25 protein-coding genes are annotated in these 23,733 nt (G+C 55.6%); 10 read left to right on the top strand and 15 right to left on the bottom strand.

What is annotated here, in order from left to right:
• Positions 1-6: 6 nt before the first annotated feature.
• The 5 genes from flgJ to JWR17_RS13785 all read right to left on the bottom strand — a co-directional run bounded on the left by flgJ (position 7) and on the right by JWR17_RS13785 (position 4,918).
• The gene (gene flgJ, locus JWR17_RS13765; protein WP_299832327.1) at positions 7-1,392 is read right to left on the bottom strand and encodes a flagellar assembly peptidoglycan hydrolase FlgJ; all 1,386 of its coding nucleotides are present in this window, start codon (positions 1,390-1,392) and stop codon (positions 7-9) included.
• A 10-nt stretch (positions 1,393-1,402) separates the two neighbouring features.
• Positions 1,403-2,512 carry a flagellar basal body P-ring protein FlgI gene (locus JWR17_RS13770; RefSeq protein WP_299832329.1) on the bottom strand — a complete coding sequence of 370 codons (1,110 nt, stop codon included), beginning with the start codon at positions 2,510-2,512 and terminating at the stop codon, positions 1,403-1,405.
• Positions 2,513-2,525: 13 nt separating this feature from the next.
• Positions 2,526-3,251: a flagellar basal body L-ring protein FlgH gene (flgH, locus tag JWR17_RS13775; protein ID WP_299832331.1), complete on the bottom strand. Its 726-nt coding sequence runs from the start codon at positions 3,249-3,251 to the stop codon at positions 2,526-2,528.
• A 94-nt stretch (positions 3,252-3,345) separates the two neighbouring features.
• Positions 3,346-4,134 (bottom strand): flagellar basal-body rod protein FlgG, encoded by a 789-nt coding sequence (flgG, locus tag JWR17_RS13780; protein WP_299832332.1) that lies wholly within the window; start codon positions 4,132-4,134, stop codon positions 3,346-3,348.
• A 46-nt stretch (positions 4,135-4,180) separates the two neighbouring features.
• Entirely contained in the window at positions 4,181-4,918 is a 738-nt protein-coding gene (locus JWR17_RS13785; protein WP_299832334.1) for a flagellar basal body rod protein FlgF, read from the bottom strand.
• Between the two features lie 345 nt (positions 4,919-5,263).
• On the opposite strand from JWR17_RS13785, the gene JWR17_RS13790 reads away from it, so the two are divergent.
• Positions 5,264-5,452 (top strand): hypothetical protein, encoded by a 189-nt coding sequence (locus JWR17_RS13790; RefSeq protein ID WP_299832336.1) that lies wholly within the window; start codon positions 5,264-5,266, stop codon positions 5,450-5,452.
• A gap of 61 nt (positions 5,453-5,513) precedes the next feature.
• Here the strand turns inward: JWR17_RS13790 and JWR17_RS13795 are convergent, their stop codons facing one another.
• The 8 genes from JWR17_RS13795 to JWR17_RS13830 form a co-directional block, all read right to left on the bottom strand.
• Complete coding sequence (locus tag JWR17_RS13795; protein WP_299832338.1) at positions 5,514-7,334, bottom strand: flagellar hook-basal body complex protein; 1,821 nt, start codon at positions 7,332-7,334, stop codon at positions 5,514-5,516.
• Between the two features lie 212 nt (positions 7,335-7,546).
• Positions 7,547-8,869 carry a flagellar hook protein FlgE gene (flgE, locus tag JWR17_RS13800; RefSeq protein ID WP_299832339.1) on the bottom strand — a complete coding sequence of 441 codons (1,323 nt, stop codon included), beginning with the start codon at positions 8,867-8,869 and terminating at the stop codon, positions 7,547-7,549.
• 28 nt (positions 8,870-8,897) lie between these two features.
• A complete protein-coding gene (locus JWR17_RS13805; RefSeq protein ID WP_299832341.1) occupies positions 8,898-9,584 on the bottom strand; it encodes a flagellar hook assembly protein FlgD in 687 nt (228 codons plus the stop codon).
• A gap of 14 nt (positions 9,585-9,598) precedes the next feature.
• Positions 9,599-10,042 (bottom strand): flagellar basal body rod protein FlgC, encoded by a 444-nt coding sequence (flgC, locus tag JWR17_RS13810; RefSeq protein ID WP_299832342.1) that lies wholly within the window; start codon positions 10,040-10,042, stop codon positions 9,599-9,601.
• 3 nt (positions 10,043-10,045) lie between these two features.
• Entirely contained in the window at positions 10,046-10,453 is a 408-nt protein-coding gene (flgB, locus tag JWR17_RS13815; RefSeq protein WP_299832344.1) for a flagellar basal body rod protein FlgB, read from the bottom strand.
• Positions 10,454-10,760: 307 nt separating this feature from the next.
• Entirely contained in the window at positions 10,761-11,345 is a 585-nt protein-coding gene (locus tag JWR17_RS13820; RefSeq protein WP_299832346.1) for an acyltransferase, read from the bottom strand.
• 231 nt (positions 11,346-11,576) lie between these two features.
• Entirely contained in the window at positions 11,577-12,404 is an 828-nt protein-coding gene (cheR, locus tag JWR17_RS13825; RefSeq protein ID WP_299832348.1) for a protein-glutamate O-methyltransferase CheR, read from the bottom strand.
• A 53-nt stretch (positions 12,405-12,457) separates the two neighbouring features.
• Positions 12,458-13,384 (bottom strand): chemotaxis protein CheV, encoded by a 927-nt coding sequence (locus JWR17_RS13830; protein ID WP_299832350.1) that lies wholly within the window; start codon positions 13,382-13,384, stop codon positions 12,458-12,460.
• 80 nt (positions 13,385-13,464) lie between these two features.
• Between JWR17_RS13830 and flgA the strand changes: the two genes are divergently transcribed.
• From flgA to JWR17_RS13860, 6 genes are all read left to right on the top strand, one after another.
• Positions 13,465-14,226 (top strand): flagellar basal body P-ring formation chaperone FlgA, encoded by a 762-nt coding sequence (gene flgA / locus JWR17_RS13835; protein WP_299832352.1) that lies wholly within the window; start codon positions 13,465-13,467, stop codon positions 14,224-14,226.
• Between the two features lie 140 nt (positions 14,227-14,366).
• Positions 14,367-14,690: a flagellar biosynthesis anti-sigma factor FlgM gene (gene flgM / locus JWR17_RS13840; protein WP_299832353.1), complete on the top strand. Its 324-nt coding sequence runs from the start codon at positions 14,367-14,369 to the stop codon at positions 14,688-14,690.
• A 49-nt stretch (positions 14,691-14,739) separates the two neighbouring features.
• Positions 14,740-15,207, top strand: coding sequence for a flagella synthesis protein FlgN (locus JWR17_RS13845; RefSeq protein WP_299832355.1), 468 nt, complete (start codon positions 14,740-14,742; stop codon positions 15,205-15,207).
• A gap of 82 nt (positions 15,208-15,289) precedes the next feature.
• The gene (locus JWR17_RS13850; RefSeq protein WP_299832358.1) at positions 15,290-16,036 is read left to right on the top strand and encodes a flagellar brake protein; all 747 of its coding nucleotides are present in this window, start codon (positions 15,290-15,292) and stop codon (positions 16,034-16,036) included.
• A 138-nt stretch (positions 16,037-16,174) separates the two neighbouring features.
• On the top strand, positions 16,175-16,873 hold the full coding sequence (locus JWR17_RS13855; RefSeq protein ID WP_299832380.1) for an oligopeptide/dipeptide ABC transporter ATP-binding protein: 699 nt from the start codon (positions 16,175-16,177) through the stop codon (positions 16,871-16,873).
• 45 nt (positions 16,874-16,918) lie between these two features.
• Positions 16,919-17,902, top strand: coding sequence for an isoaspartyl peptidase/L-asparaginase family protein (locus tag JWR17_RS13860; protein WP_299832359.1), 984 nt, complete (start codon positions 16,919-16,921; stop codon positions 17,900-17,902).
• Positions 17,903-17,936: 34 nt separating this feature from the next.
• On the opposite strand, the gene JWR17_RS13865 is transcribed toward JWR17_RS13860, so the two are convergent.
• Both JWR17_RS13865 and JWR17_RS13870 read right to left on the bottom strand, forming a co-directional pair.
• Positions 17,937-19,253 (bottom strand): MFS transporter, encoded by a 1,317-nt coding sequence (locus JWR17_RS13865; RefSeq protein ID WP_299832361.1) that lies wholly within the window; start codon positions 19,251-19,253, stop codon positions 17,937-17,939.
• 63 nt (positions 19,254-19,316) lie between these two features.
• On the bottom strand, positions 19,317-20,558 hold the full coding sequence (locus tag JWR17_RS13870; protein WP_299832381.1) for a glutamine synthetase family protein: 1,242 nt from the start codon (positions 20,556-20,558) through the stop codon (positions 19,317-19,319).
• Between the two features lie 386 nt (positions 20,559-20,944).
• Between JWR17_RS13870 and vioA the strand changes: the two genes are divergently transcribed.
• The 3 genes from vioA to JWR17_RS13885 all read left to right on the top strand — a co-directional run.
• The gene (gene vioA, locus JWR17_RS13875; protein WP_299832364.1) at positions 20,945-22,063 is read left to right on the top strand and encodes a dTDP-4-amino-4,6-dideoxy-D-glucose aminotransferase VioA; all 1,119 of its coding nucleotides are present in this window, start codon (positions 20,945-20,947) and stop codon (positions 22,061-22,063) included.
• 1 nt (position 22,064) lies between these two features.
• Positions 22,065-22,796 carry a class I SAM-dependent methyltransferase gene (locus JWR17_RS13880; protein WP_299832366.1) on the top strand — a complete coding sequence of 244 codons (732 nt, stop codon included), beginning with the start codon at positions 22,065-22,067 and terminating at the stop codon, positions 22,794-22,796.
• A 40-nt stretch (positions 22,797-22,836) separates the two neighbouring features.
• Positions 22,837-23,733 (top strand): glycosyltransferase family 2 protein (locus JWR17_RS13885; RefSeq protein ID WP_299832368.1); only part of this gene is annotated, 897 nt, incomplete at its 3' end.

Genomic DNA, 23,733 nt, shown 5'->3' on the forward strand with positions numbered 1-23,733 from the left:
CAAGCCTTATAAAGTCGTGGAAGAGCCCGCTGTGGCGTAGTTTTGGTAACTCTTCATCTGCTTGGCGATTTGCGAAATCTTGCTGGCGTAATCCGGGTCCGTGGCGTAGCCGGCCTTCTGCAGCTCTTTCACAAACTGTTCCGGGTTATCGGCTGATTTCAGCACACCTTGATAGCGATTATTGCTCTGCAACACAGTAACCAGGTCATGGAAACTGTCGGCGTAGGAGTCGTAGGAACGGAAGTCCGCCGTCTCCTTGACCATCTGCCCATCGCGGAACTCGCTGGTGATCGCCCGGGCCTCAGGACCTTTCCAGCCGCCCTGAGCCTTGATGCCGAACAGGTTGTGGCTGTTGCTGCCGTCTTGCTGACGCATGATCGATTTGCCCCACCCGGTTTCCAGCGCAGCCTGTGCCACCAGTACCGTTGGGTCGACGCCGATACGGGCCGCCGCGTCCTTGGCCAGAGGCAGCATGGTTGCGACAAACGCATCCTGGCTGGCGAAGGTTTTGCCGCTCGGCGCCAAGGGTATCTGGGCCATGGCCCGACCCAGAATCTGCATCGAACCTGTGGACGCTTTCAGCGATGGGTTTTGCGTCCAGTCGCCATTTCCGGCATAGGTGGCGCCGCTGCGAACAGCCGCCTGGGCCGTACCGGTAATACTGCTGCGAGCGCCCGCCTCTCCGGCTGCCTGGCTAAGTGTCGTGGCGGTCGGTGGGACGATGCCGGCCAGCAAGCGGTCGGTGAGGCTGGTGGGCAATGACAAGCGCCGCGCGTTTAGCTTGGCGACATCGTTATGCACGCTGCCGTTGATGGAGGCTGACACAGCGGCAAGTCGATGATCGACCGCCACAGAGCGCGTCGCCCACAACGGGCGTTGGGCGATTTGCAGGGCCAGACCGGTTTGCTTGATCACCGCGCCGTCCGTATCTGGACTGCTGGAATCAGCCACCTCGTTTGGCGCCGGATTGACCGGGTTCGAACGTTTCAAGTCGGTATTCTTACCGGCCAACGCGGTCAGGTTGCCGCTGGTGCTGCCAGGCGCCGTTTCTGAGCCTTTGATTTTTGACAGTTGCCGCATCAACACGTCCTGCAGACCAATACCACCGCCCTGCCGAGACATGGTCACGGACAGTTGCTGGTCGTACATTTCCTGGTATTGGCGCATTTCCGAGGTGTTCATCGGATTATCTTTGGCCAGCACTTCGTTGGCAGAGCGCATGGACTTGAGCATCTGGCTGACGAACAGCGACTCGAATTCCTGAGCCACCTTTTTCAAGTTGCCGGTGCTGTCGCGATCGCCAGTTTTCAGGGCATTCAGTCGATTCAGGTCAGAATATGCACCCGAGTCGCTGGCGGTTGGTACTCCGCCGCCGCTGATAGGCATGTCCATGGGCAGCTCCTTAGATCACGATCAGGTCGGCTTGCAGCGCGCCGGCCTGTTTCAATGCTTCGAGGATGGCCATCAAGTCTCCCGGTGCAGCACCGACCTGGTTAACCGCTCGCACGATCTCGTCCAGCGTGGTGCCTGGGCCGAATTTGAACATCGGGTGCAACTCTTGCGCCGCGTTCAGGCGGGAGCGTGGAACCACCGCCGTCTGGCCGCCGGACAATGCGCCGGGCTGGCTGACGATCGGGTCTTCGGTGATGGTGACGGTCAAGCTGCCATGAGTGACGGCTGCCGGGGAAACCCGAACGTTCTGGCCGATCACAATGGTGCCGGTACGTGAGTTGATAATCACTTTGGCCGACGCCTGACCCGGATCGATTTCCAGGTTTTCCAGCATTGACAAATAGTCGACCCGCTGGCTTGGGTCCATGGGTGCTGTCACCCGTACCGAACCGCCATCAAGGGCTTGTGCAACCCCAGGGCCAAGCATGTCGTTGATCTTGTCCACTACACGTTTAGCCGTGGTGAAGTCAGAGCGGTTGAGGTTGAACGTCAGGCTGTTGCCTTGGTTGAAGCCGCTCGGAACTGAGCGCTCCACCGAAGCACCGCCCGGAATGCGACCTGAAGACGGAACGTTGACGGTAATCTTTGAACCGTCACGGCCTTCAGCATCGAAACCGCCCACCACCAGGTTACCTTGGGCGATGGCGTAGACGTTGCCGTCGACACCTTTCATTGGAGTCAGCAGCAAGCTACCGCCGCGCAGGCTTTTGGAGTTACCAATAGACGACACGGTAATGTCGATCATTTGACCGGGCTTGGAGAAAGCGGGCAAATCGGCATACACCGCCACTGCCGCAACGTTCTTCAATTGCACCGTGCCCGAACCGGTCGGGACCTTGATGCCGAACTGGGCCAGCATGTTGTTAAAGGTCTGCAGGGTGAAGGGTGTCTGCGTGGTCTGGTCGCCGGTACCGTTGAGACCCACCACCAGCCCATAGCCGATCAATTGGTTGGTACGAACCCCGGAAATACTGGCGATATCCTTCAACCGCTCGGCCTGGACACCGAAGGCGGTGGATGAGAGCAGTACCGCCACCATCAGTTGTTTGAACTTGATCATGTCTATCCCGCTATCAGAAAGGGAACAACGGGCTGAGGAAGAAACGATCGAACCACCCCGGTTGGCTGGAATCGGCAAACGAACCGGTCCCCGAATACGTGATACGTGCATCTGCAACCCGTGTTGACGACACGGTGTTGTCGGTGGCGATGTCATCGGAACGGATCAGACCGGCGATCCGCACCAGCTCATCGCCGGTGTTGAGGGTCATCCACTTTTCACCGCGCACCGCGAGAATGCCGTTGGGCAACACGTCGGCAACGGTCACCGTGACCGAACCCGTGAGGCTATTGCTCTGTGCCGCCTTGCCGTCGCCTTTGGTGGTACGCGCGCCGTTGTAACCGACGTTCAAGCTCAGGTCGCCGCTGCCCACCGGGTTGTTAGTGCTCACACCGGCACCGAACAACGAGGTCAAACCAATGCTGTTGCTGCTGTTTTTAGTGATGCCGTTACTCGCCGCTTTACTGGCATCGGTCCTCTCGGACAGGGTGATGGTGATGATGTCGCCTACCCGGTAAGCCTTGCGGTCGTCGTAAAGGTTTTGCTCAAAACCGGCCTGATAAATCGAGCCGTTATTGGCAGCGGATGGCAGTGGCGTTCGCGGCAACACCGGCGCGTAAAAAGGGTCATTGGGCTTCGCTACAGGCGCGACACAGCCAGCCAGTAATGCGAGTCCGCAAAACGGGGCTACCAACAGAGCAATCAGTCGGACAAGCCGCACAACAGGAAGCCGTTTCATGACACTTAAAACCTCGCGGTGTAGCAGGTACTTATCAGGTACCCCATCAAGTTGATCAGGTGACGTGACAGGCCCAATCGGCCCATCAGGGTTTTTACAGATTCTGCGTGACGTATTGCAGCATTTGGTCAGCCGTAGAGATCACTTTGGAGTTCATTTCGTAAGCGCGCTGAGTGGTGATCATGTTGACCATTTCCTCAACCGTGCTGACGTTGGACGCTTCCAGAGTGTTCTGCTGGGTGGTGCCGAAACCGTTCAGGCCAGGCGTGCCGACTTGCGGCGCGCCGCTTGATGCGGTTTCCAGGAACAGGTTGCTACCTACTGCTTGCAGACCGGCCGGGTTTATGAAGTCAGCCGTTTGCAGGTTGCCGATGATCTGAGAGGTTGCAGTGGCGCCCGCCAGCGTGATCGACACCGTGCCGTCCTGGCCGACGGTAAACGTCTGGGCCTGCTGGGGCACGACAATCGCAGGCTCCAGAGCGTAACCGTTGGCCGTCACGATCTGGCCGTTGGTGTCCAGATGGAACGTACCGTCACGGGAATACGCAACGGTGCCGTCAGGCTGGCGGATCTGAAAAAAGCCGCGACCGTTGATAGCCATGTCGAGGGGCTGGTCGGTGGTTTGCAAGCTACCGGCCGTGAAGTTCTTTTGCGTACCGACAATGCGCACACCGGTACCCAGTTGCAGACCGGACGGCAGTTCGCTGTCCTGGGTCGACTGGGCGCCTGGCTGACGCTTGATCTGATAGAGCAAGTCTTGAAACTCAGCACGGTCACGTTTGAAACCGGTGGTGGATACGTTTGCCAGGTTGTTGGAAATGGTCGTCAGGTTGGTGTCCTGAGCGGAAAGACCGGTTTTGCTGACGTAAAGTGCCGGAAGCATTATTTCTCTCCTCGAGCGCCTGGTATTCGGCGCAAGCTATCAATGGTTAGCTCTGCAAGACTCGCGCCACCGACTCATCGTTGGTTTCGGCGGTTTTCATCATCTTGATGTGCAATTCGAATTGGCGAGACAGCGCCAACACTTGGGTCATTTCTTCGACCGAATTCACGTTGCTCGCGTGGAGGAATCCGGATTCGACCTGAACGTCAGCATCAGCGGCCGCTGGCTTGCCGTCCTTGGTGTGAAGCAGGCCGTCGGGGCCTTTTTCCATGTTGCTCAAGTCCGGCTTGACCAGCTTGATGCGGTCGACTTGCGCCATCACTTGTGGGCCTTCGCCCAGCGAGCGAATGCTGATGGTGCCGTCAGCGCCAATCTCGATCTGTTGTTGCGGCGGAACGGCAATCGGCCCGCCGTTGCCCAAGACCGGCAAACCATTGCCAGTGCGCAACACGCCAAGGGCGTCAATATTCATGCTGGCGGTGCTGGTGTACGCTTCGCCACCGTCGGCAGTTTGCACGGCGATCCAGCCGCCGCCTTTTACAGCAACGTCCAGGTCACGGCCGGTTTCCATCATCGGACCTTCGGAAAGATCAGTTCCCGGACGCTCACTCATGGCATACGCTCGTGAAGGCATGACCTCGCCATACACTGGCATCGAGCGCGCCTGTTCAAGGTCCCGCTGAAAGCCCGTGGTGCTGATGTTCGCCAGGTTGTTGGCGTGCGCCTTCTGCGCTATCGCGTTTTCCGATGCACCGCTCATGGCGACGAATAGCAACTTGTCCACAGTCATCCTCCTCTGCCAGACGCTTGCCGTCTGTAGCTGTTCTGATCTCGCTGAAGCAATATTCGATCCAACTTATCGAAACTGATACAAAGCGTTGATTCGTCAGCGTTAACAGGCGAAGGCTTATGATGAGGGATCGCGGATTTAGCGAAGGCGGCGGCGGACTGCCACATTTGATCAACGCCTGAAAATACAGCGCCAAAAAAACCTCGTTTACGGCTGGGCACCGAGTCAGTTTGTTCGCGAACACGTTCGCTCCCACTGGATCGCTGCACTGATTCACCTTTGACTCATTCAGTTCCGCGGCGTAGCGCGTTACCATCGGCGCATTGTCTCGAGGCCCTTATGCCCTACCCCATCCGAATGATCATTGCGCTTGTCGCCAGCGTGTTAGTGAGTTCCAGCGCCTTGGCGGCCAGCGCGCCGTGGTACACCTGGCAAGGTGCTACCCGAACCGTGTGCGCGCAAAACAGCCCTGGTCCCGGATGGATACGCCTGAGAGGACCGTACAAAAAATCCGACTGCAGCCTATGACCTGAACCTGCACCCAATTAAAAGCCCCGACGGATCGAGGCTCAAGCACAGCGTGTCGCGCTTAAATGGCTTGTATTAACGTCTGCATCAACGTTGCCTCTGTCGAAAGCGCTTTGGAGTTGGCTTGATAGGCGGTTTGCGCTTGTATCAGCGCCACCAACTCATCGGTCAGCTTGACGTTCGAGCCTTCCAGTGACCCCGAAACAACCCCACCGAGGCTTCCCACTTTCGGCGCATCCATGTTGGCGATCCCGGAAGCGCCGGTCTCCCTCCAGCGGGTATTGTTATCGACGGCCAACCCTTGCTCATTGGCAAATGTGGCGAGCATCAGTTGCCCGATATTTTTGTTTTTTCCATTGCTGAAACCCGCTCGTATGATGCCATCGACGCCGATGCTGACAGCGGTGAGTTGCCCTGCGGCATGGCCGTCCTGCTGTGCCGAGGTACGATGGGTGGCGGCGTTGTATTGCGTCAATTTATTCATGTCGATAGCGATGCCCGCAGTGCTGCCCCGAGCTCCGTTGGACAACCATTTCTTGCTATTTTTGCTCGCATCGACGGCCCTGGCCGGGACCCAGCCGGTCACCGTAACGCTGTTGTTTTCCACGCTCAAGCCCTCGCCCCCGGTGATGGATCGAATACTGCCATCGGAATTGAATGTAAGGCTGGCCGACGCGGGCTGGCTGGAGCCTGGTGTCATCGGATTTCGACCGTTGACCAGAACATGCATCTTCCAGCTGTTGGTGTCGTCTTTGACAAAGTACTGTGTCATCTCGTGCTGATTACCCAGGCTGTCAAACACGGGTGTTGAGAATGGCTTGCTGAAGGTGGCGATATTGCCAGGGTCAAACACCGGGACTTCCCTGCTCATTGCGACATCATTTTCGTCGACCCCATTGACGCCTCCCTCGCTTAACGACAGCACAATCGGACCACCGTTGCTGGCGGAGCTGGCGGAGCTGGCGACCCAGACACCGTCGACCTGATGACTGGGTTTCCACCCGGCCAACAGAAACTCGGTACCGGAGGTCTGCTTGATCACATCACGATCACTGACCAATGAAAGGCTGCCGTCCGGCCGCCTGGTAAGCGTTGCCACCAGCGGCGATGTGGTGGAGGGATCGATGGGGTGACGGCCATCGATCAACGTGTACATCGTCCAATGGTTGGCGTCGGTTTTAACAAAATATTGCTTGAGCTCGTGGTCCGCTGGCGCAACCGCTGGCTTGGCCGCCACCCGTATGGTTTCTCGACCTTGCGCGTCCTTGCTCTTTACCTCCGCCACCGCCGCCGAGCCTCCATCCTTGATGGTTCTTCCGAGCATTTTCGTATAGGTGTCGGGGTTGGCTGGATTAAACGCCGGCAACACTGCCAATGAATTTATAGACGCGTCAAGGTTGATGTTTTGGGCCACTTTGGTGGTCACTTTAGAGGCTATGTTGCGGGTGTCGATCTTCAAGTCGGCGCGCACGCCAGTGACCACGTTCCCGTTGTCATCAACGCCATATCCCTGCAAGCGGCTGCCTTGGTTGTCCACGATAAAATCGTCGGCGTCTTTTATAAAAGCGCCGGCGCGGGTGTAACTAAGCGCGCCGTTATCGCTGACCACAAAAAAACCTTTGCCTTGGATGCGCAAGTCCAGCGCCCGCCCAGTATTTGAATCCACCTCCCCCTGACTGAACTTTTGTGACACGTTCGCCAGCCGCGCGCCGGCCCCTACTGCGCTGTGGCCGCTGCCCAGCATGGAGCTTGAGTACAGCGCGGAAAACTCCGCTCGGGATGATTTGAAACCTTGGGTACCGACGTTAGCAATATTATTACTGGCAACTTCAAGTCTTTTATGAGCAGTGTGCAACCCGCTCAGCGCTGTAGTAAATGACATGAATACTCCTGTGCCACGGACGTGGCTTTCGTCAATGCATGAGTGCCGCAGGCGAGTCATCGCTGCGTTATTTATTCTCGCATTAACGAAAGTAGGAATTTTCTAGGTCTATTGTAGGAACGGGCTCGAATTTATTACCTACGACAACTTATTAAACAGGCATTAAAAAGCCCCTTCGAAAAGAGGCTTTTTAAACATAGCGCAGCCCGACTTTAGCTAACCATTTGAATAGTGGTTTGCATGATAGTGTTTTCAGTCGAGATGGTTTTAGCGTTCGCCTGATAGTTGCTTTGCTCGCGAATCAGATCGACCAGTTCGCTGGTCAAATCAACGTTGGAATCTTCCAGCGCGTCGCCGACGATTGAGCCCAGGGTGCCCGTTTCAGGAGAGCCGGTAACCGCTACGCCTGAGGCAAAAGACTCTTTCCAACCGCTGCCGCCCACCGGAATCAAACCCTGCACGTTAGCAAAGTTGGTGATAGACACCTGACCGATAACCTTCGACTGTTGGTTGGTGTACGTGGCGAACAGGTTGCCACCGGCATCCACTGACAGACCCGCCAATTGGCCCGTCGCATAACCGTCCTGGCTTTTGCTGATGACACCGCTGACCGAGTTGGTCTGGCTGGTTGCCAGCATATCGATTTGAATACCGCCTACCTTGGCATTGGAGCCGTTGCTTGCCCAGACTCCGGTGGTACCCACCTGTGCAGCAGGTATCCAACCCGTCAATTGAAAGGTCCCGTCTGCGTTGACGGACACAGCACCAGAGCTGCTGCTCGCCGTTTTGTCCAATGAGCCATCGGAGTTAAATGTCAGTTTGGTTTCGTCCGCTACTACTGGCGTAGTACCTGGATTCTGTGCATTGCGGCCGTCAACCAGGGTGTACATGGACCATGCGTTAGTGCCGGTCTTGACGAAGTATTGATCCAGAGAGTGTTGGTTGCCCTGGCTGTCGAAAATCGGTGTGCTGTTGGTCGTGGTGTAGCTGTTGAGATCCGAAGGATCGAATGGGGATACCGTTGGCACAGTGGCCGTGGAGTTCAGGTTGGACCCAATAGTAATGGTACCCGTTGGTTTCGGCGTCAGGTTCGACGAGTCAATTTTTAAGTTGGTCAGCACGCCGGCGACAACGTTGCCGCTACCATCGACGCCGTACCCTTGCAATTTGTTGCCGCTGCTGTCGACGACATTGCCGTCTTTGTCCGGGTAGAAAGCACCGTTACGGGTGTATAGGCTTTCACCGTTGTTGCTGACCATGAAGAAACCGTTGCCCTGGATCGCCAGGTCGAGGCTACGACCCGTGCCGGTGGTCAAGTTACCCTGGGTGAACTGCTGCGACACGGAAGAAACCGTTACACCACTGCCGACGTTAGTCGAGCCAGACGTACCGCGAATCGACGCCGCGTACTGGTCCTGAAATTCGGTACGGGACGATTTGAAACCGGTGGTCGCAACGTTGGCAATGTTGTTGCCGGTGACGTTGAGACTTTTGTTTGCGGCAAAGAGCCCACTGAGACCAATGTTGTAAGACATGCTTCACTCCTGCGCCGTCTGGTCGGCTCTATATACCGATTGTTTGAACTTTGGACAGGCCGACAGTACCGCCGCCCGCCAAATTGAGAGTCATTTCCGCACCCGCCACGCCCATGGTCACGCTGTTAACCGTGGCTGGCAGATAAGTCGCTAACGAAGTGCCGGCGCCATTGGTAGTGCCGGTGGCGACAAAACTGTAAGTGCCGGCAGGAGCAACCGTGCCATCGCCAGTTTTGCCGTCCCAGGTAAAGCTGCTGGTGCCTGCGGCCTGAGAACCGAGATCAATGGTGGTGACCAGCTTCGCCGAGGTGTCATAAACCTTGACCGTTGTGTCTGAGTTGGACGCTGGCACCACGACAGAGCCGGTCATGCCCTTGGCGGTATCGACCACGGTGGAACCGGCGGCAACGATGACCGAGCGACCGACCAGCGAAGACGCCTGCAGCGCTTGGGATGACTGGTAAGTCGTCGCGATCGAGTCAACCGTAGTACCTAGGTTCTGGGTCGCTTCCAGGCTGCTGAACTGCGCCAATTGCGATACGAATGCGGTGTTGTCTTGGGGGCTGAGAGGATCCTGGTTCTTCAACTGCGTTGTCAGCAGTTGCAAAAACGCGTCCTTACCCAGCGCGGCGGAAGGGTTAGTCGTAGTCGAAGCGCCCGACGATGACGAGAGCTGGTCAAGTACTGCCTGACCGACGTTAGAAGTGGTTGTCATGGTTACGCCCCTTGTTACTGACCGAGGGTCAGAACCTTTTGCATCATGGTTTTGGCGGTAGTCATCATGTCCGCGTTGGTTTGAAACGAGCGACTGGCAGAAATCATGTCGGCCATTTCTTGCACTACGTTGACGTTGGGGTAATAGACATAGCCGTTCTTGTCGGCGGCCGGATGATTCGGCTCGTAGCGCGCGTCAAGGTTGCTCTTGTCTTCAATGATGCCTGCGACCTGAACGCCCTGCCCCGCCTCGTCCTGACTGCCGAACAGTGAACCACTGTCGCCATCGGCCTGGCCTTGCATGACAGTGGAGAACACCGGGTGACGGGCACGATAGGTGGCGTCTGCGCTCGACGAAACGGTCTCGGCGTTGGCGATGTTGCTGGCCACAGTGTTCAAACGCGTGGTTTGCGCGCTCATGCCGCTACCGGCAATGCTAAAAACGCTGGCTAGGGACATGAATTATTCTCCTCGCAGGGCAGACATAAGCCCTTTGAATTTGTTGTTTAGAAACGTAAAGCTGGCCTGGAAGCCCACCGAGTTCTCTGCGTAGTTGGCTGTTTCTACCTGACCATCAACGGTGTTCTGGTCCAGCGACGGCTGGCTCGGCGTGCGGTAAAGCAAGGTGCCGTCCATACCGCCCACGCCATCAACTTCGATGTGCTTGGTATTGGTTGTGTTAAGCGCGAACGTGCCGTTTTTCGACTTGTCAGCCTGTGCCGCCAGCACGGCAGAAAAGTCCATATCCCGCGCTTTGTAATTTGGCGTGTCGGCGTTGGCAATGTTATTGGCCAACACTTCTGCACGCTGGGCGCGGAAGGCAAGGGCTTGCTCGTGAATGCCCAGGGCTTTGTCGAAGCTGATGCTCATGTCGGGAAACCTTTAGCGGCTGACCTGTTTACGTATCTGAGACAAAGCAATCAGCGTGCCAGCTTCTCCGAGCCCGAAAATCAAGGGGTGCAGCGAGACTGACCGAGCGGCAAGCCAAAATAGCGGCAATAGATGTCCGCCAACCGCCAGTAAAGCGGCAACGTCGCCGACATGAGTTGCCGCAAGGAGAAGCGATTGGATTGAGTCGCTGCGAGGATCCAGCGGGCAGCTCGGCGAATGCGCCAGAGCCGCAACGAGCGAGACGATGCTGACTGGCGTTTCGAATAAACGCCGGATGCGTATAGACCTATACAGCCGTAGCAATGCGTCCAGCGTGTTCCATCATCTCTTGCTCCAAGGCAAGGATATCCCGCTTACGCTCTTTGACACGTTTAACTGGAACGCCTGAATAAATACCGAATTCTTTACAGTTTTTTGATACGAGGCTTAATGCGCCGATGGCTACGCCCTGATGAAGAACGACGCCTGGAAGCAATACACTGCCTGCCCCCACGATCACATGCCTATCCAAGGTGACATCAGCACTTTTCACATTGGTGAATTCGCTGGAAACCGTGGGATTTGTCAGGCTGGCACCACTGTAATCATCACTGCTGCTGTAAATTGACACACGGGAAGAAAGCCCACTGAAGTCATGCAGCGTAATTTTCCCCTGCCCGATCAACAGACAAAATGCCGCGACATGAATATTGCTACCCAGCTCGATACCGCCTTTGCCCGCAGAAATCACGCAATAGTCGTCAATGCGCACGTTATTGCCAATGACTATATTTTTGCAGTTGTAATAAGAGGCTTTGTCGGAAAGACGCACATTCTCGCCAGTCCTGGCAAAACCCATGTCTTCGATTTGTTGACGAGTTAAAAATCCCATAGCTACTCCTGAACGCTTTGATACCCTAGGCCGTTTGGTAGCGCGGGGAGTCAATGCCCCAATGACTATTCGCCAACCAGACATGCCACCACAGGGCAACAGACCTTCATCGACATTTTGATCCTCGGCACGCATGAACGAATCGAGATCATCAAAATGTGCACGACCAACACCTGCTACCTTGAACCTATCCCCCTCCTTTCGACAAGGCGATTTTTTTACTGCGCCGACCTACTTGGTTTGATAAATAATCCCCGGGCTGCACTGCACCATCTGATAGTGATCCGGCAAACCGTTAAGCGCTTCGGAAGCCCCGAGAAACAAATAACCCCCTGGCTTCAAGGTGCTGTGAATACGCAGCAGAATGTCTTTTTTCACTTCGGCCGAGAAGTAGATCAACACGTTGCGGCAAAAGACGATGTCGAACTTGCCAAGGCTGGCGTAGCTGTCGAGCAAATTAAAGGAGCGAAACTCCACACGATTTTTTATCGGCGCCTTGATTGCCCAACGACCTGGCGTCTTGACGTCGAAAAACCGCTGCAAGCGTTCAGGGGAAAGTCCCCGCCCAATTGCCAGGCTGTCGTATTCCCCCGACTTGCAGTTGGTGAGCATGGTTCCCGATAAATCCGTCGCGACGATCTGCACGCCGCTTTTAAGCTGACCCATATTGGTCCGCTCGAACTCGTCGATAGACATCGACAGCGAATAGGGTTCCTGCCCGGAAGAGCACGCAGCGGACCAAATCTTCAACCGCTGACCAGGGCTGGCCTTGATCATCTCCGGAAGCACTTTGTTTTTCAGCACTTCGAACGGATAGGTATCACGAAACCATAGGGTTTCGTTGGTGGTCATCGCATCCACCACCTGCTCACGCAGACCGCTACGTGGCTGGGCCTGAATACGCTGAATCAACTCACCCAGGGATTTAATGCCTTGCTGCTCCATCAGCTTGTTGAGGCGGCTGGACACCAGGTATTGCTTATTTTCACCCAGCAAAATGCCACAGGCTTTTTCCAGGAAGACCCGGAACTGTTCGAAATCCAAATTACCCGTCGACAAATAAACCGCCTCTAAACTCATTTGAATCACAGGAGGGCAGCGCCCTCCGGCAATTATTTCACTGCATTGATCCGGTTAACTACCCGGGACGCCAGGTCATCGGGCCGGAACTTCGCGAGAAAATCATCCGCCCCGACTTTCTTGACCATTGCCTGGTTGAATACACCTGACAAGGAAGTATGCAGGATGATGTGTAATTTTTGCATGCGCGGATCGCTGCGAATTTCTGCGGTCAGGGTATACCCGTCCATTTCAGGCATTTCGATGTCTGAAATCATCATCAGAAATTCTTCTTCCGGCTTCTTGCCTTCCTCGACCAGTTTGCGCAGGTAATCCAACGCTTGTCGGCCGTCATTGAGGGCAACCACCTCGACCCCTACCGTTTGCAGGCAGCGCGACACCTGCTTACGGGCAACCGAGGAGTCATCAACGGTCAACACCCGCAACGTAACCGCTTTCGCCTGGGTTTCGACATCGATGACACCCGTTGAAATATGCTCGGAGGTAGGCGCCACTTCGGCGAGGATTTTCTCCACGTCGATAATTTCGACCAGTTGGTTGTCAACCCGGGTCACCGCCGTCAGGTAGTGGTCGCGCCCGGTTCCCTTGGGAGGCGGATGGATCTCCTCCCAGTTCATATTGACGATGCGCTCGACCGAATGCACCAGGAAACCCTGAATCTTGGTGTTGTATTCGGTAATGATCACAAAGGTATTACTCACGTCTTTCAACGCGTCCGCGCCCGTCGCCATCGCCAGATCAATGATCGGAATGGTTGCTCCACGAATATTTGCAACGCCGCGCACCACTGGGTTGGACTTGGGCATCACGGTCAGTTTCGGGCATTGCAGCACCTCTTTGACCTTGAATACGTTGATCCCGTAAAGCTGCTTGCCGTTCAGCCGGAACAACAAAAGCTCCAGGCGGTTTTGCCCCACCAGTTGAGTGCGCTGGTTTACCGAATCCATTACACCAGCCATGCCGTGACTCCTAGACCAAAAGCTTCGAACCGAAGCACACTCACATGAAGAAGCGGCACGGGGCTTGCTTTTTAACTGTTATGAACGCAAAAACGACATTTTTCCGACGCATGGCATCATCGCCTGGCAGCTTACACTGCGCGGCTGTTGCGCTGTGGCTTTTCAGCGTGTGCCAGCCTGCGCAGGCCGTGCTTTTAAGCGTGCCTGAACAGCTTATCGGCGTGACCCAAGGGTTTCTTGAATTCTCCGTCGAGGACTATCAGGCGACGGCTCATCTGGAAGGTCGCTATCAGATTCAGGTCAATACCCTTGATCCTCGCCTGACATTGACGCAATGCGACAAAGAATTGACAGCTAGCCTTGAGAGTCCCGCGCAACCCATTGGCCGTGTGACGGTAAAGGTCCGTTGCGAAGGGTCACTACCGTGGACGGTGTATGTACCCGCCCAAGTGCATTTATTTCGTCAGGTTGTGATTCTCAAGCGTCCAATCAAACGCGCCGCAATCATTACCGAAGACGACGTTTATATGGCTGAGCGTGACATCAGCCTGATGCCCCAGGGTTTTATGACCTCAATTGAGGACGCAATCGGGCAAAAAGTCACCCGACCGATGATCAACGATCAGGTGCTTACACCGCTGCTATTGGAACAAGCGGAGGTGGTACGCAAAGGCGATCAAGTGGTGATCACCGCCAAAAGCGGAACATTGCAGGTACGTATGCCGGGCGAAGCGCTGTCCAATGGCGGGATGAGTGAACAGATCCGGGTGCGGAACCTGAATTCGCAACGGGTGATCAAGGCCCGGGTTACAGCCCCGGGCCAAGTCGAGGTCAGCTTATGATCGCTGGCGCAATGGCTCAGAGTTTCCTAGACTGACCTGTGCTTGTAGCAGCTGTTTTTCCACTTCGATTAAGCGCTAAAGTTATTGTGTGTTTGGCCGAAAACATGGCAAGCGTCCAAACACCTAGAGGTTTTAATAAAATGGTCATCGACTTTAGTCGTTTAAACAGCACCCCACCCGCGACGGGCAGTACGCGTCCCAGTGTCACGAAGGAGACCGGCACCGCTGCTGATGCCTCCAGCGTGCCTGCGAAGACCGCAGCCGCCAGCGCATCCAGCGGTGAAGCTGTGCACCTCAGCGACGAGGCTCAGCGCCTGCAAACAATCAGCGATAAAGTACGCAGTCAACCTGTGGTCAATAGCGCCCGCGTGGCGGAATTGAAGCAGGCCGTTGCCGATGGCAGCTATAAAGTCGACAGCGGCCGCGTCGCCAGCAAACTGCTTAATTTCGAAGCCCAGCGCTAGCCATAGGCTTGCGCCCGGGCTTTTGGACGCCTAAAACCCAGAGCCAGCCATGCACGATACTAATCTGTTGCAACTGATCACCGATGATATGGCGCCAGCACAGCATCTGCTGGAACTGCTGCACGCAGAATCCCTGGCTTTGCACGGCCGCGACCTGTTTCTGCTCGAAGACATTCTCGCGCAGAAGCAGGCGCTGGTGATCATGCTTGAGCAACGTGGCCGCAAACGCAGCCAGATCCTCGTCAGCCTCAACCTGAAACCGGACCGTGAAGGCTTGGCCGAACTGGCGCGCAATTCGTCAATAGGCGAAGAATTGCTGACCCAGGGCGATGCGTTGTCTGCCCTGATGTCTGAATGCCGTGCTGCCAACGAGCACAATGGTCTGTCGATTAAGCTGCAACAGGTGACTACCGCTAATCAGATGAGAATCTTGACCGGCGGCGAAGCACCCACGCTGTATGACAATCGTGGATCAACGTCCCGATTCACCAAGCCGCGCCCGCTCAGCCAAGCTTAAATTCCTGTATCAAGGCGTCAAACATGCTGGCAAAATGCTGGCGACTGCGAGCTATAGTATTTTTGCCTGGGATGGATGATCAGTGTTCAATGCCTTAAACGCGGAAGATGCTCCGCAACCGCCAAAAGTGCTTACAACGCCTTTGGAAATTGCCGCCAATCTGCGGTTGCTGCTCGATAGCCACGACCCGCTGATCATTACCTTCCATGAGCGCACCCAGCGCTTTCAAAGTTTTCTGATTGAAGTTGACCGCGACAGCAATAGCATTGCTCTGGATGAAATGATCCCGCGGGACGGTGAACGTTTTATGGCCAATGGCGAAGCGTATCGCGTTGAAGGCTTTCACGATGGCGTACGTATCGCGTGGGAAAGTGCCGACGCGCTGACCGTTGACGATGGCGAGCACCGCTGCTATCGAGGCAAGCTGCCCTCGGAAGTGGTCTACCACCAGCGCCGCAATGCATTTCGTGCCGCACTTAAACTGGCTTCACTGGTGAACATCGAGGTTGCCGGCGAAAAGCTTTCGGCGCCTGTGGGCGGCAAGCTGTTGGACATCTCCGCCACCGGTTGCAAATTGCGCTTTGAGGGGGATATCTCTGAGCGGCTGCAGCTGGGGCAGGTTTATGAGCGATTCATGGCCGCGCTGCCCTTCGGTAAAATGATTGCACCGGTTGAGCTGCGTTATTTGCATTACGAAGAGCGAATCAACATTACCTTCGCCGGCATTCGTTTCCACAACATGAGCGGCTTGGTGCAACGTCAGGTCGAGCGCTTTGTGTATCAGTTGCAGCGCGAGGCGCGGCGGTTTGATAAAGACGACGATTTTTGACGTGACGAGGCGGCGTGTTCTTCACCGCCTTCGCTTGCAAATCGGGTCAAGCATTCAGGACTGTTTCGCGCTGGATTCCGAGCAAGCCCATAAGTCAGCGAAAACGCTGAGGCTCACCGTCCGCCATCAACGCTCAATATCTGCCCGGTTCAACCGTCAGATGCCTTCCAGGACCCTTACGGATCGCTTAACCCACGGATGACGGTCGGGCAAATGCTGCGCGAAGCGCTTTCGGTGCACAGCATGTGCCCGACCGCCGATATCCCGACGCGGATCAACGCGCTGCTCGAGTTGGTGCGTTTGCCCGCCGATGCCGTGGACAAACTGCCCCACGAATTCTCTGGAGGCCAACGGCAGCGGATCGGCATCAGTCGCGCGCTGGCGGTGGAGCCGCAGGTATTAGTCGCTGATGAACTTGTGTCGGCCCTCGATGTTTCGGTACAGGCCCAAGTGGTTAACCTGCTGCTGGATTTGCAAGAAAAGCTCAAGCTGACGGTGCTGTTCGTTGCCCATGACCTGAGGCTGGTGCGACACATCTCCCATCGAGTTGCGGTCATGTACTTGGGAGAAGTGGTTGAAGTGGGTAAAACTGAAGCATTGTTTCAGCAACCGCTGCACCCCTACACTCAAGCGTTGTTAAGAGCTGCACCGAGCATGGACCCGACCGACCGACGTCGCAGTGTCAGCCTGACCGGCGAATTGCCGAGCCCGCTGTCGCCTCCGTCAGGCTGTCGTTTTCATACTCGTTGCCCGATTGCCGTGCCAATGTGCAGCCAGCAGCGGCCCGTGCTGACGTGTAAACCGTCGGGACAACTGGTGGCGTGCCATCTTGCATGAATAACGCCGATTTTCCCTGCACATGCCTCACTGGAGATTATTTCGATGCACGCACTTAACAGCCCGGTAGCGTTGGCATTGCATGGCGGTTGCGGCGTCATGGCGAAACATGAAATGAGCCCGCAGGAATGGCAAGCGGCGCGGGACGACTTGCAGGCGGCGTTGACCGCTGGCTGGGCGATTCTGCAACGTCAGGGTTCGGCGCTGGATGCCGTGCAAGCTGCCGTAGTGGTCATGGAAGATTCGATTTATTTCAACGCTGGATACGGCGCTGCATTAAATGCAAACGCCGAACATGAGTTGGACGCCTCGATTATGGACGGCGCAACGCTGGCCGCCGGGGCCGTGTGCGCGGCGCGGCATATTCGCAATCCGATTCTAGCTGCACGGCTTTTGCTGGAAGGCGGTGACGCGGTGCTATTGACCGGTGACGGCGCAGACGCTTATGCACTGAGTCAGGGACTGACCTGTGTTGAAGCGGATTACTTCACCACCCCGCGCCGAATCGAAGCCTTGACTAAAATGCGCGAGCACCAAACAGCGGGAACCTTGAAATCCGCCCGAGAAGCAGAAAAGCATGGAACGGTGGGTGCTGTGGCATTGGACAGTCTAGGGCACCTGGCGGCAGCGACCTCCACCGGCGGCTACACTAACAAACCCGTTGGCCGCGTAGGCGACAGTCCAATAATCGGCGCCGGCACTTACGCTCGTGATGGCGTGTGCGCAGTCTCCGGGACGGGTCAAGGCGAACTGTTTATCCGCCACGTATTTGCCCACGATATCGCGGCCCGGATGCTCTACGGCAACGAGAGCCTTGAAGAAGCCGCGCAGCACCTGATCATGGGCACCTTCCGTGAACAGGGCGTGGGGGCTGGTGCCATTGCTATCGACGGCCAAGGCAAGGTCAGCGCGCCATTTAATACCCTGGGCATGTTTCGCGGCTGGGTGAATGCCGACGGTAGCGCAGTGGTCGCCAGCCATCAGGAGGAATACTCGTTTGCAATGAAGGTCCTGGGCACTGCTGATTAACACATACCGTAGAACAGCAAAACCGCAGAACTAATCATTCAACAGTCTCTTTCTCCGGCACCTCTTCCGGCTGCGGCTGGTCTTCCACCGGGTTTTGCATTTGCTCCTGCACCACCTGTTCATCCACCCGGGGGTCCAATGCCACCACCAGCGGCGAACTGGACATGCTGTCTGGCATAGCAATGTGGTGCAGCGGTGCGTCTTCTACCTGGTGCAAGTTGGTTACCGCTTTCGGTCGAATCCTCAATGCAAGAAGAAGTGCAGCCGAGCAAACGAAGGCATAAAGCATGTTACTGCCGAACATTTTCATCAGCACACCCGCCGCCAACGGACCAATGCTGGCGCCAATACCGTAAGTCATCAGCAGCATGGCGGTCAGTGACACGCGACGTTCGCCCTCCACATGGTCGTTGGAAAAAGCCACGGCCAGGGGATAAAGACAAAACTGCATGAGCGACGCGAAGAAGCCGACCACGAACAGCATTTCCAGCGGCACGTGGGGCATGATTGCCAAGGGGAACGCAATCAACGCCAGCGCCCCGGCGAATGCACGGATCAGCACCGCACGATCGTAACGGTCAGACAAACGCCCCAACGGCCATTGCACCAACAGCCCGGCCAAAATGCAGCTACCCATGAACAAACCCACTTCTTGCGTCGGCAGGCCCTGCTGCGAGGCATACAACGGCGCCAGACCGTAAAACGAACCGATGATCAGCCCAGCCGCCAGTACGGTACTCAGCGACTGTGGCACACGTTTCAAAAAGAACCGTGGTTCCAACGGTGCAGGGTGCATCGGCGCCGGGTGAATACTGCGGGTCATCGCCACCGGCACCAGGCACAGCGCAAAACACAACGCGACCAGCATCAGCAATTCAGGCCCCAACGCAGGGTGGATAACCAGAATCAACTGCCCTAGCACCAGGCCGAGGTAGGACGCGATCATGTACCCACTGAACACCGCGCCCCGCTGTTTCGCCTGGGCCTGCTCGTTGAGCCAGCTTTCGATCACCATGTATTGGCACATCATTCCCAGGCCGACGATCATCCGCAGGAACAGCCAGGCGGGCAACCAGTCGATCAACCCGTGCCCCAACACCGCGGCGCTGACGATACCCGCACACGTCGCATAGGCACGAATATGACCGACGCGACCAATCAGCCGGTGGCCAATTTTTCCGCCCAGCACCAGACCGAAGTAGTTGGCGGCCATCAGCCCGCCCACCCACAAACCGTCAACGTGTTCCGCCCCCAGGCGCAAGGCCAGGTAGGTGCTTAACAAACCAGAGCCGATAAGCATCATCAGCGAAGCGAAATAAAGCGCTCGAAAAGACTTCCAGATTTGGCGCATTGGTGCCAGACGTTCCATATAGAAGGTAAGGAGTTACCCGACCGGGCAACTCCAAAAGCAGGTTTAAGCTTGAGCGGCCAACACACGCCGTTCCCAAGGGGTAATCTCGTCAAAAAAACTGGTCAGCTCCATGCTCTTGGACGCGATGTAGCCGTCAATGAATTCAGCCCCGAACAGCTCCTTGGCCAACTGACTGCGTTTCAGACGTTCCAAAGCGGCATGCAAGGTACATGGCAACGACAAATCATCCGGCACTTCAATCTCGCCTTGGATAGCGTCGGTGGGTTGCAGTTCATGCTCAATACCATAAAGGCCGGCTGCGAGGCTCGCGGCAATGGCTAAATAGGGGTTTGCGTCCGCACCGGGCAGGCGATTTTCCACCCTTCTTGCCACCGGCGCACTGGCAGGAATTCGCAAACCCGTCGCGCGATTGTCATAGGACCAGCAGGCGTTATTGGGTGACGCGTACGGATGGCACAAGCGCTGATAAGAATTCACGTTTGGCGCAAACAATGCGGTGAAGTCCGCCATGGCCGCTTGTTGACCGCCGATGAACTGCTTGAACATCGCCGTCTCATTACCGTGCTCATCGCTGAACACATTGCTACCGGAATGCAGGTCCACCACGCTTTGATGAATGTGCATTGAGCTGCCCGGAGTGTGCGCCAACGGTTTGGCCATGCACACCACAATCAGACCGTGTTTAAGCGCGACTTCCTTGAGCAGGTGCTTGAACAAAAACGTTTGATCGGCGAGTAATAAAGGATCGCCATGCAGCAAATTGATTTCAAATTGACTGACGCCCATTTCATGCATGAACGTGTCGCGGGGCAACCCCAGTGCGGCCATGCACGTATAAACCTCGGCGAAGAAAGGGCGCAGGCCATTGTTGGAACTGATGCTGAACGCCGAGTGGCCGTCCTCGCGACGACCGTCCAAACCGGTGGGAGGCTGGAACGGCTGGGTTGGATCGGCATTGGGCGCAAACACGAAAAACTCAAGTTCAGTCGCAACTACCGGCGCCAGCCCGCGAGCGGCATAGCGTGCGATGACCGCTTTTAACTGAACGCGGGTCGAAAGGCTGGAGCCTCCTCCCGCTAAATCGTCGGCATCGCAGATCGCCAGCGCCCGAGGCTGAACACTCCAAGGCAGCCGATGAATTTGCGCCGAGTCTGACACTAATGCCAAGTCGCCGTCGTCACTGCCGTAAAACCGCGCCGGTGGATAACCCCCCATGATGCATTGCAGCAATACCCCCCGGGCCAATTGCAGGCGCCGCCCTTGGAGGAAGCCTTCGGCGGTCATCACTTTGCCCCGCGGCACGCCGTTCAAGTCGGGCGTTACACATTCAATCTCATCAATGCCTGCCAACCGCTGCGCGAGTGGACTGTGGTCATCAACCGTCATGATTCAAATCCCTGATAAGTACACCCGCCGTTCAACGGCAACCTGTATAAAATACGCATCACCCGTTCGACATTTCAAGCACTGCAAGAGTAGTTGACTCCGCGCCCACCGTAGCGGCCCTTTTTTCAACTCAAAAATTGCGATCTGGCCGACTTTTTGCTACTTCCCAATCCGTCTTTAGTGGGTTGCCATTTTTATGGCAGTCGATAAAAAGACGCAGGTTGTGCAACGTCACATTGCTTCGCTGCGCGATCTTCCTTGAATGAGCAAGAGTATGGCAGCTGATGAAAAGCCTGATCCCCGTTGCAAGCCCGCTACTACCGCCACTGGAAGATTTCATCCCTTACCTGCAAGAAATCTGGCGGACTAAGCGGCTTACCAATGGCGGACCTTTCCACGAACAACTTGAGAAAGAATTGGCCGACTACTTAGGGGTCAAGTACCTTTCATTGTTTGCCAATGGGACGCTAGCCCTGGTCACCGCGCTACAGGCGTTACGGATCAGCGGCGAAGTCATCACCACACCCTATTCATTCGTGGCGACCGCGCACTCCTTACTGTGGAACGGCGTCAAGCCCGTATTTGTCGACATCGATCCGCACACCTACAATCTCGACCCTGACCGGCTCGAAGAAGCTATCACGCCTGCGACCACCGCGATTATGCCGGTCCATTGCTACGGCATCCCTTGCAACGTTGACCGTATCCAGCAAATCGCTGATCGCTACGGACTAAAAGTTATCTATGATGCCGCGCACGCGTTTGGGGTCCGCCATAAGGGCCAAAGCCTTCTCACCCACGGCGATATGTCGATACTCAGTTTTCATGCCACCAAGGTCTTCAACACCTTCGAAGGTGGAGCGATCGTTTGCCCTGATGCGAAAACGAAACAGCGCATCGACTATCTGAAAAACTTTGGTTTTGCTGACGAAGTCACCGTGGTCGCCCCAGGTATCAACGGCAAGATGAGCGAAATAAATGCAGCGTTTGGGCTGCTGCAACTCAAGCACATAGACGCGGCACTACACAGAAGAAAGCGAGTCGACGGTATTTATCGAGAAGCGGTATCTGCGGTGCCAGGGCTTGAATTGGCATGGACAGTAACGGAAGGGCACAATTACTCGTATTTCCCGATACTTGTGGGCCCGGGTTTTGCCGTATCGAGAGATGCATTGTATGAGCGGTTTCGTGAGCAGAATATTTTGGTACGCAGGTACTTTTATCCGCTGATTACCGAATTCCCCATGTACCGGGGCCTTGAATCCGCGCGCAAAACCAACCTGCCATTCGCCGATGACATTTCACATCGAATACTGTGCCTGCCTATCTTTGACAGCTTGACTGACGACGATATCGATAGGGTCATTCAGATCATTACCACCGCCGCCAGCGAGACTTTTTAACATGCGTCTATGCCCCGTCTGCTCCTCGCGCTTCCCCAACTTTCTGCCGCTGCCAAACGGCTTTTTCGATATTTTCCATCGGCTAAATGTTTTTTACTCATTAGAAGATTTCGAAACACTCAACCTGGGTCAATACAGCTGCCCAGTCTGCGCCGCATCAGACCGCGACCGCATGTACGCGCTGTTCGTCAAACAACTGCTGACGCGACCCAACGACCGCCCCATGCGCATTCTTGATATTGCTCCAGCGCCGGTGCTGTCCAAATTTTTACGCGCCATTCCGAATGTGGCTTACCGTTCCGCCGACCTGTTCTCCCCCTTGGCTGATGACATTGTCGACATCATGGACATGCACATCTATTCGGATAACACATTTGATTTCATCGTGTGCTCCCATGTGTTGGAACATGTTTTGGATGATGCAAAGGCTATCGCAGAGTTGTATCGCGTCCTTGCGCCAGGCGGGACCGCCATTCTCATGGTGCCTCTGCTGCTGACCGCCTTAGAAACGGATGAAGACCCGTTTGAGAAAAATGTCGACGAACGATGGGCACGCTTTGGTCAAGACGACCACGTGCGTCTTTATGCCAAGCAGGATTATTTGCAGCGTTTGCGTAATGGCGGTTTTCAGGTGACGTCCCTTGCAACGACCGACTTTGGTGACGGCACCTTCACCAAGCACGGTATTACCCAACAATCCGTATTGCATGTCGGTCAGAAAAAACACAATTAATCGACGTGGTGGCTTCCCTTTTCAAGTAATAGGTATTCGTATGAGCGCTTCTCGACTGGTCAGCATCGTTATTCCTGCATATAAAGCGCTTTTCTTCGAAGCCACTTTAAATAGCGCCATGCGGCAAAATCATGATGAAATTGAAATCGTGATTTGTGATGATAGCCCCACCGAGGAAATTGCCGACATCATCGAGCGCAAACGTGCGGTTTGCCGCTGGCCCATTCGTTACTTCCGAAACGACGTGCGGCTGGGTGAAATCAAGAACGCAGCACGCTGTATTGCCGAGGCGAAGGGGCATTACATCAAGTTCTTGTATGACGATGACATTATCGTTCCTGATTGCGTGCGCCTGTTGGTTGATGTACTTGAACACAACCCTGATATCGCGCTCGCGTCGTCCCGTCGTCAGTTCATTGATGAAAAGGACAATTTTTGTCCCAATGACTTAGCCTTCATGTTCCCTTTCCCCCAAAGCTCGGTGTTGGAAGGTAAAACGCTAGTCTCATTCCTCGGCCAGTATATCTTCAACTTCATTGGAGAGCCTTCAAGCGTCATGTGCCGCAGGGCTGACGTCCTGGCATTTGGCGACGAATTAATGTCGCTGAACGGCGAAGTGATGTATACGATCGGCGACCTGGCCATGTACGTCAAGTTACTGCGTACCGGTAATCTGGCAATGATTGACCGGACGCTTTCTTATTTTCGCGTCTCAGACATTCAATACAGCCAGCATTTAAGAGAAGACCCAACCCGGGCGTGGGCCTATCACGAGCTGTTTAAGCGAATGATCCGTGAGTCGGGTTGGACGAGGATACAGGGATACGCAGGGTACGCGGGGTACGTAAACGTTGCGCCGCTGTCCGACCCGTTGAACTTCACAAGTTTCGATTTGTTATCACACGCCGTACGAAAGCCTGTGAATGATAGCGGTAGT

This window comes from Pseudomonas sp. (assembly GCF_028293835.1).
Classification (GTDB): Bacteria; Pseudomonadota; Gammaproteobacteria; order Pseudomonadales; family Pseudomonadaceae; genus Aquipseudomonas.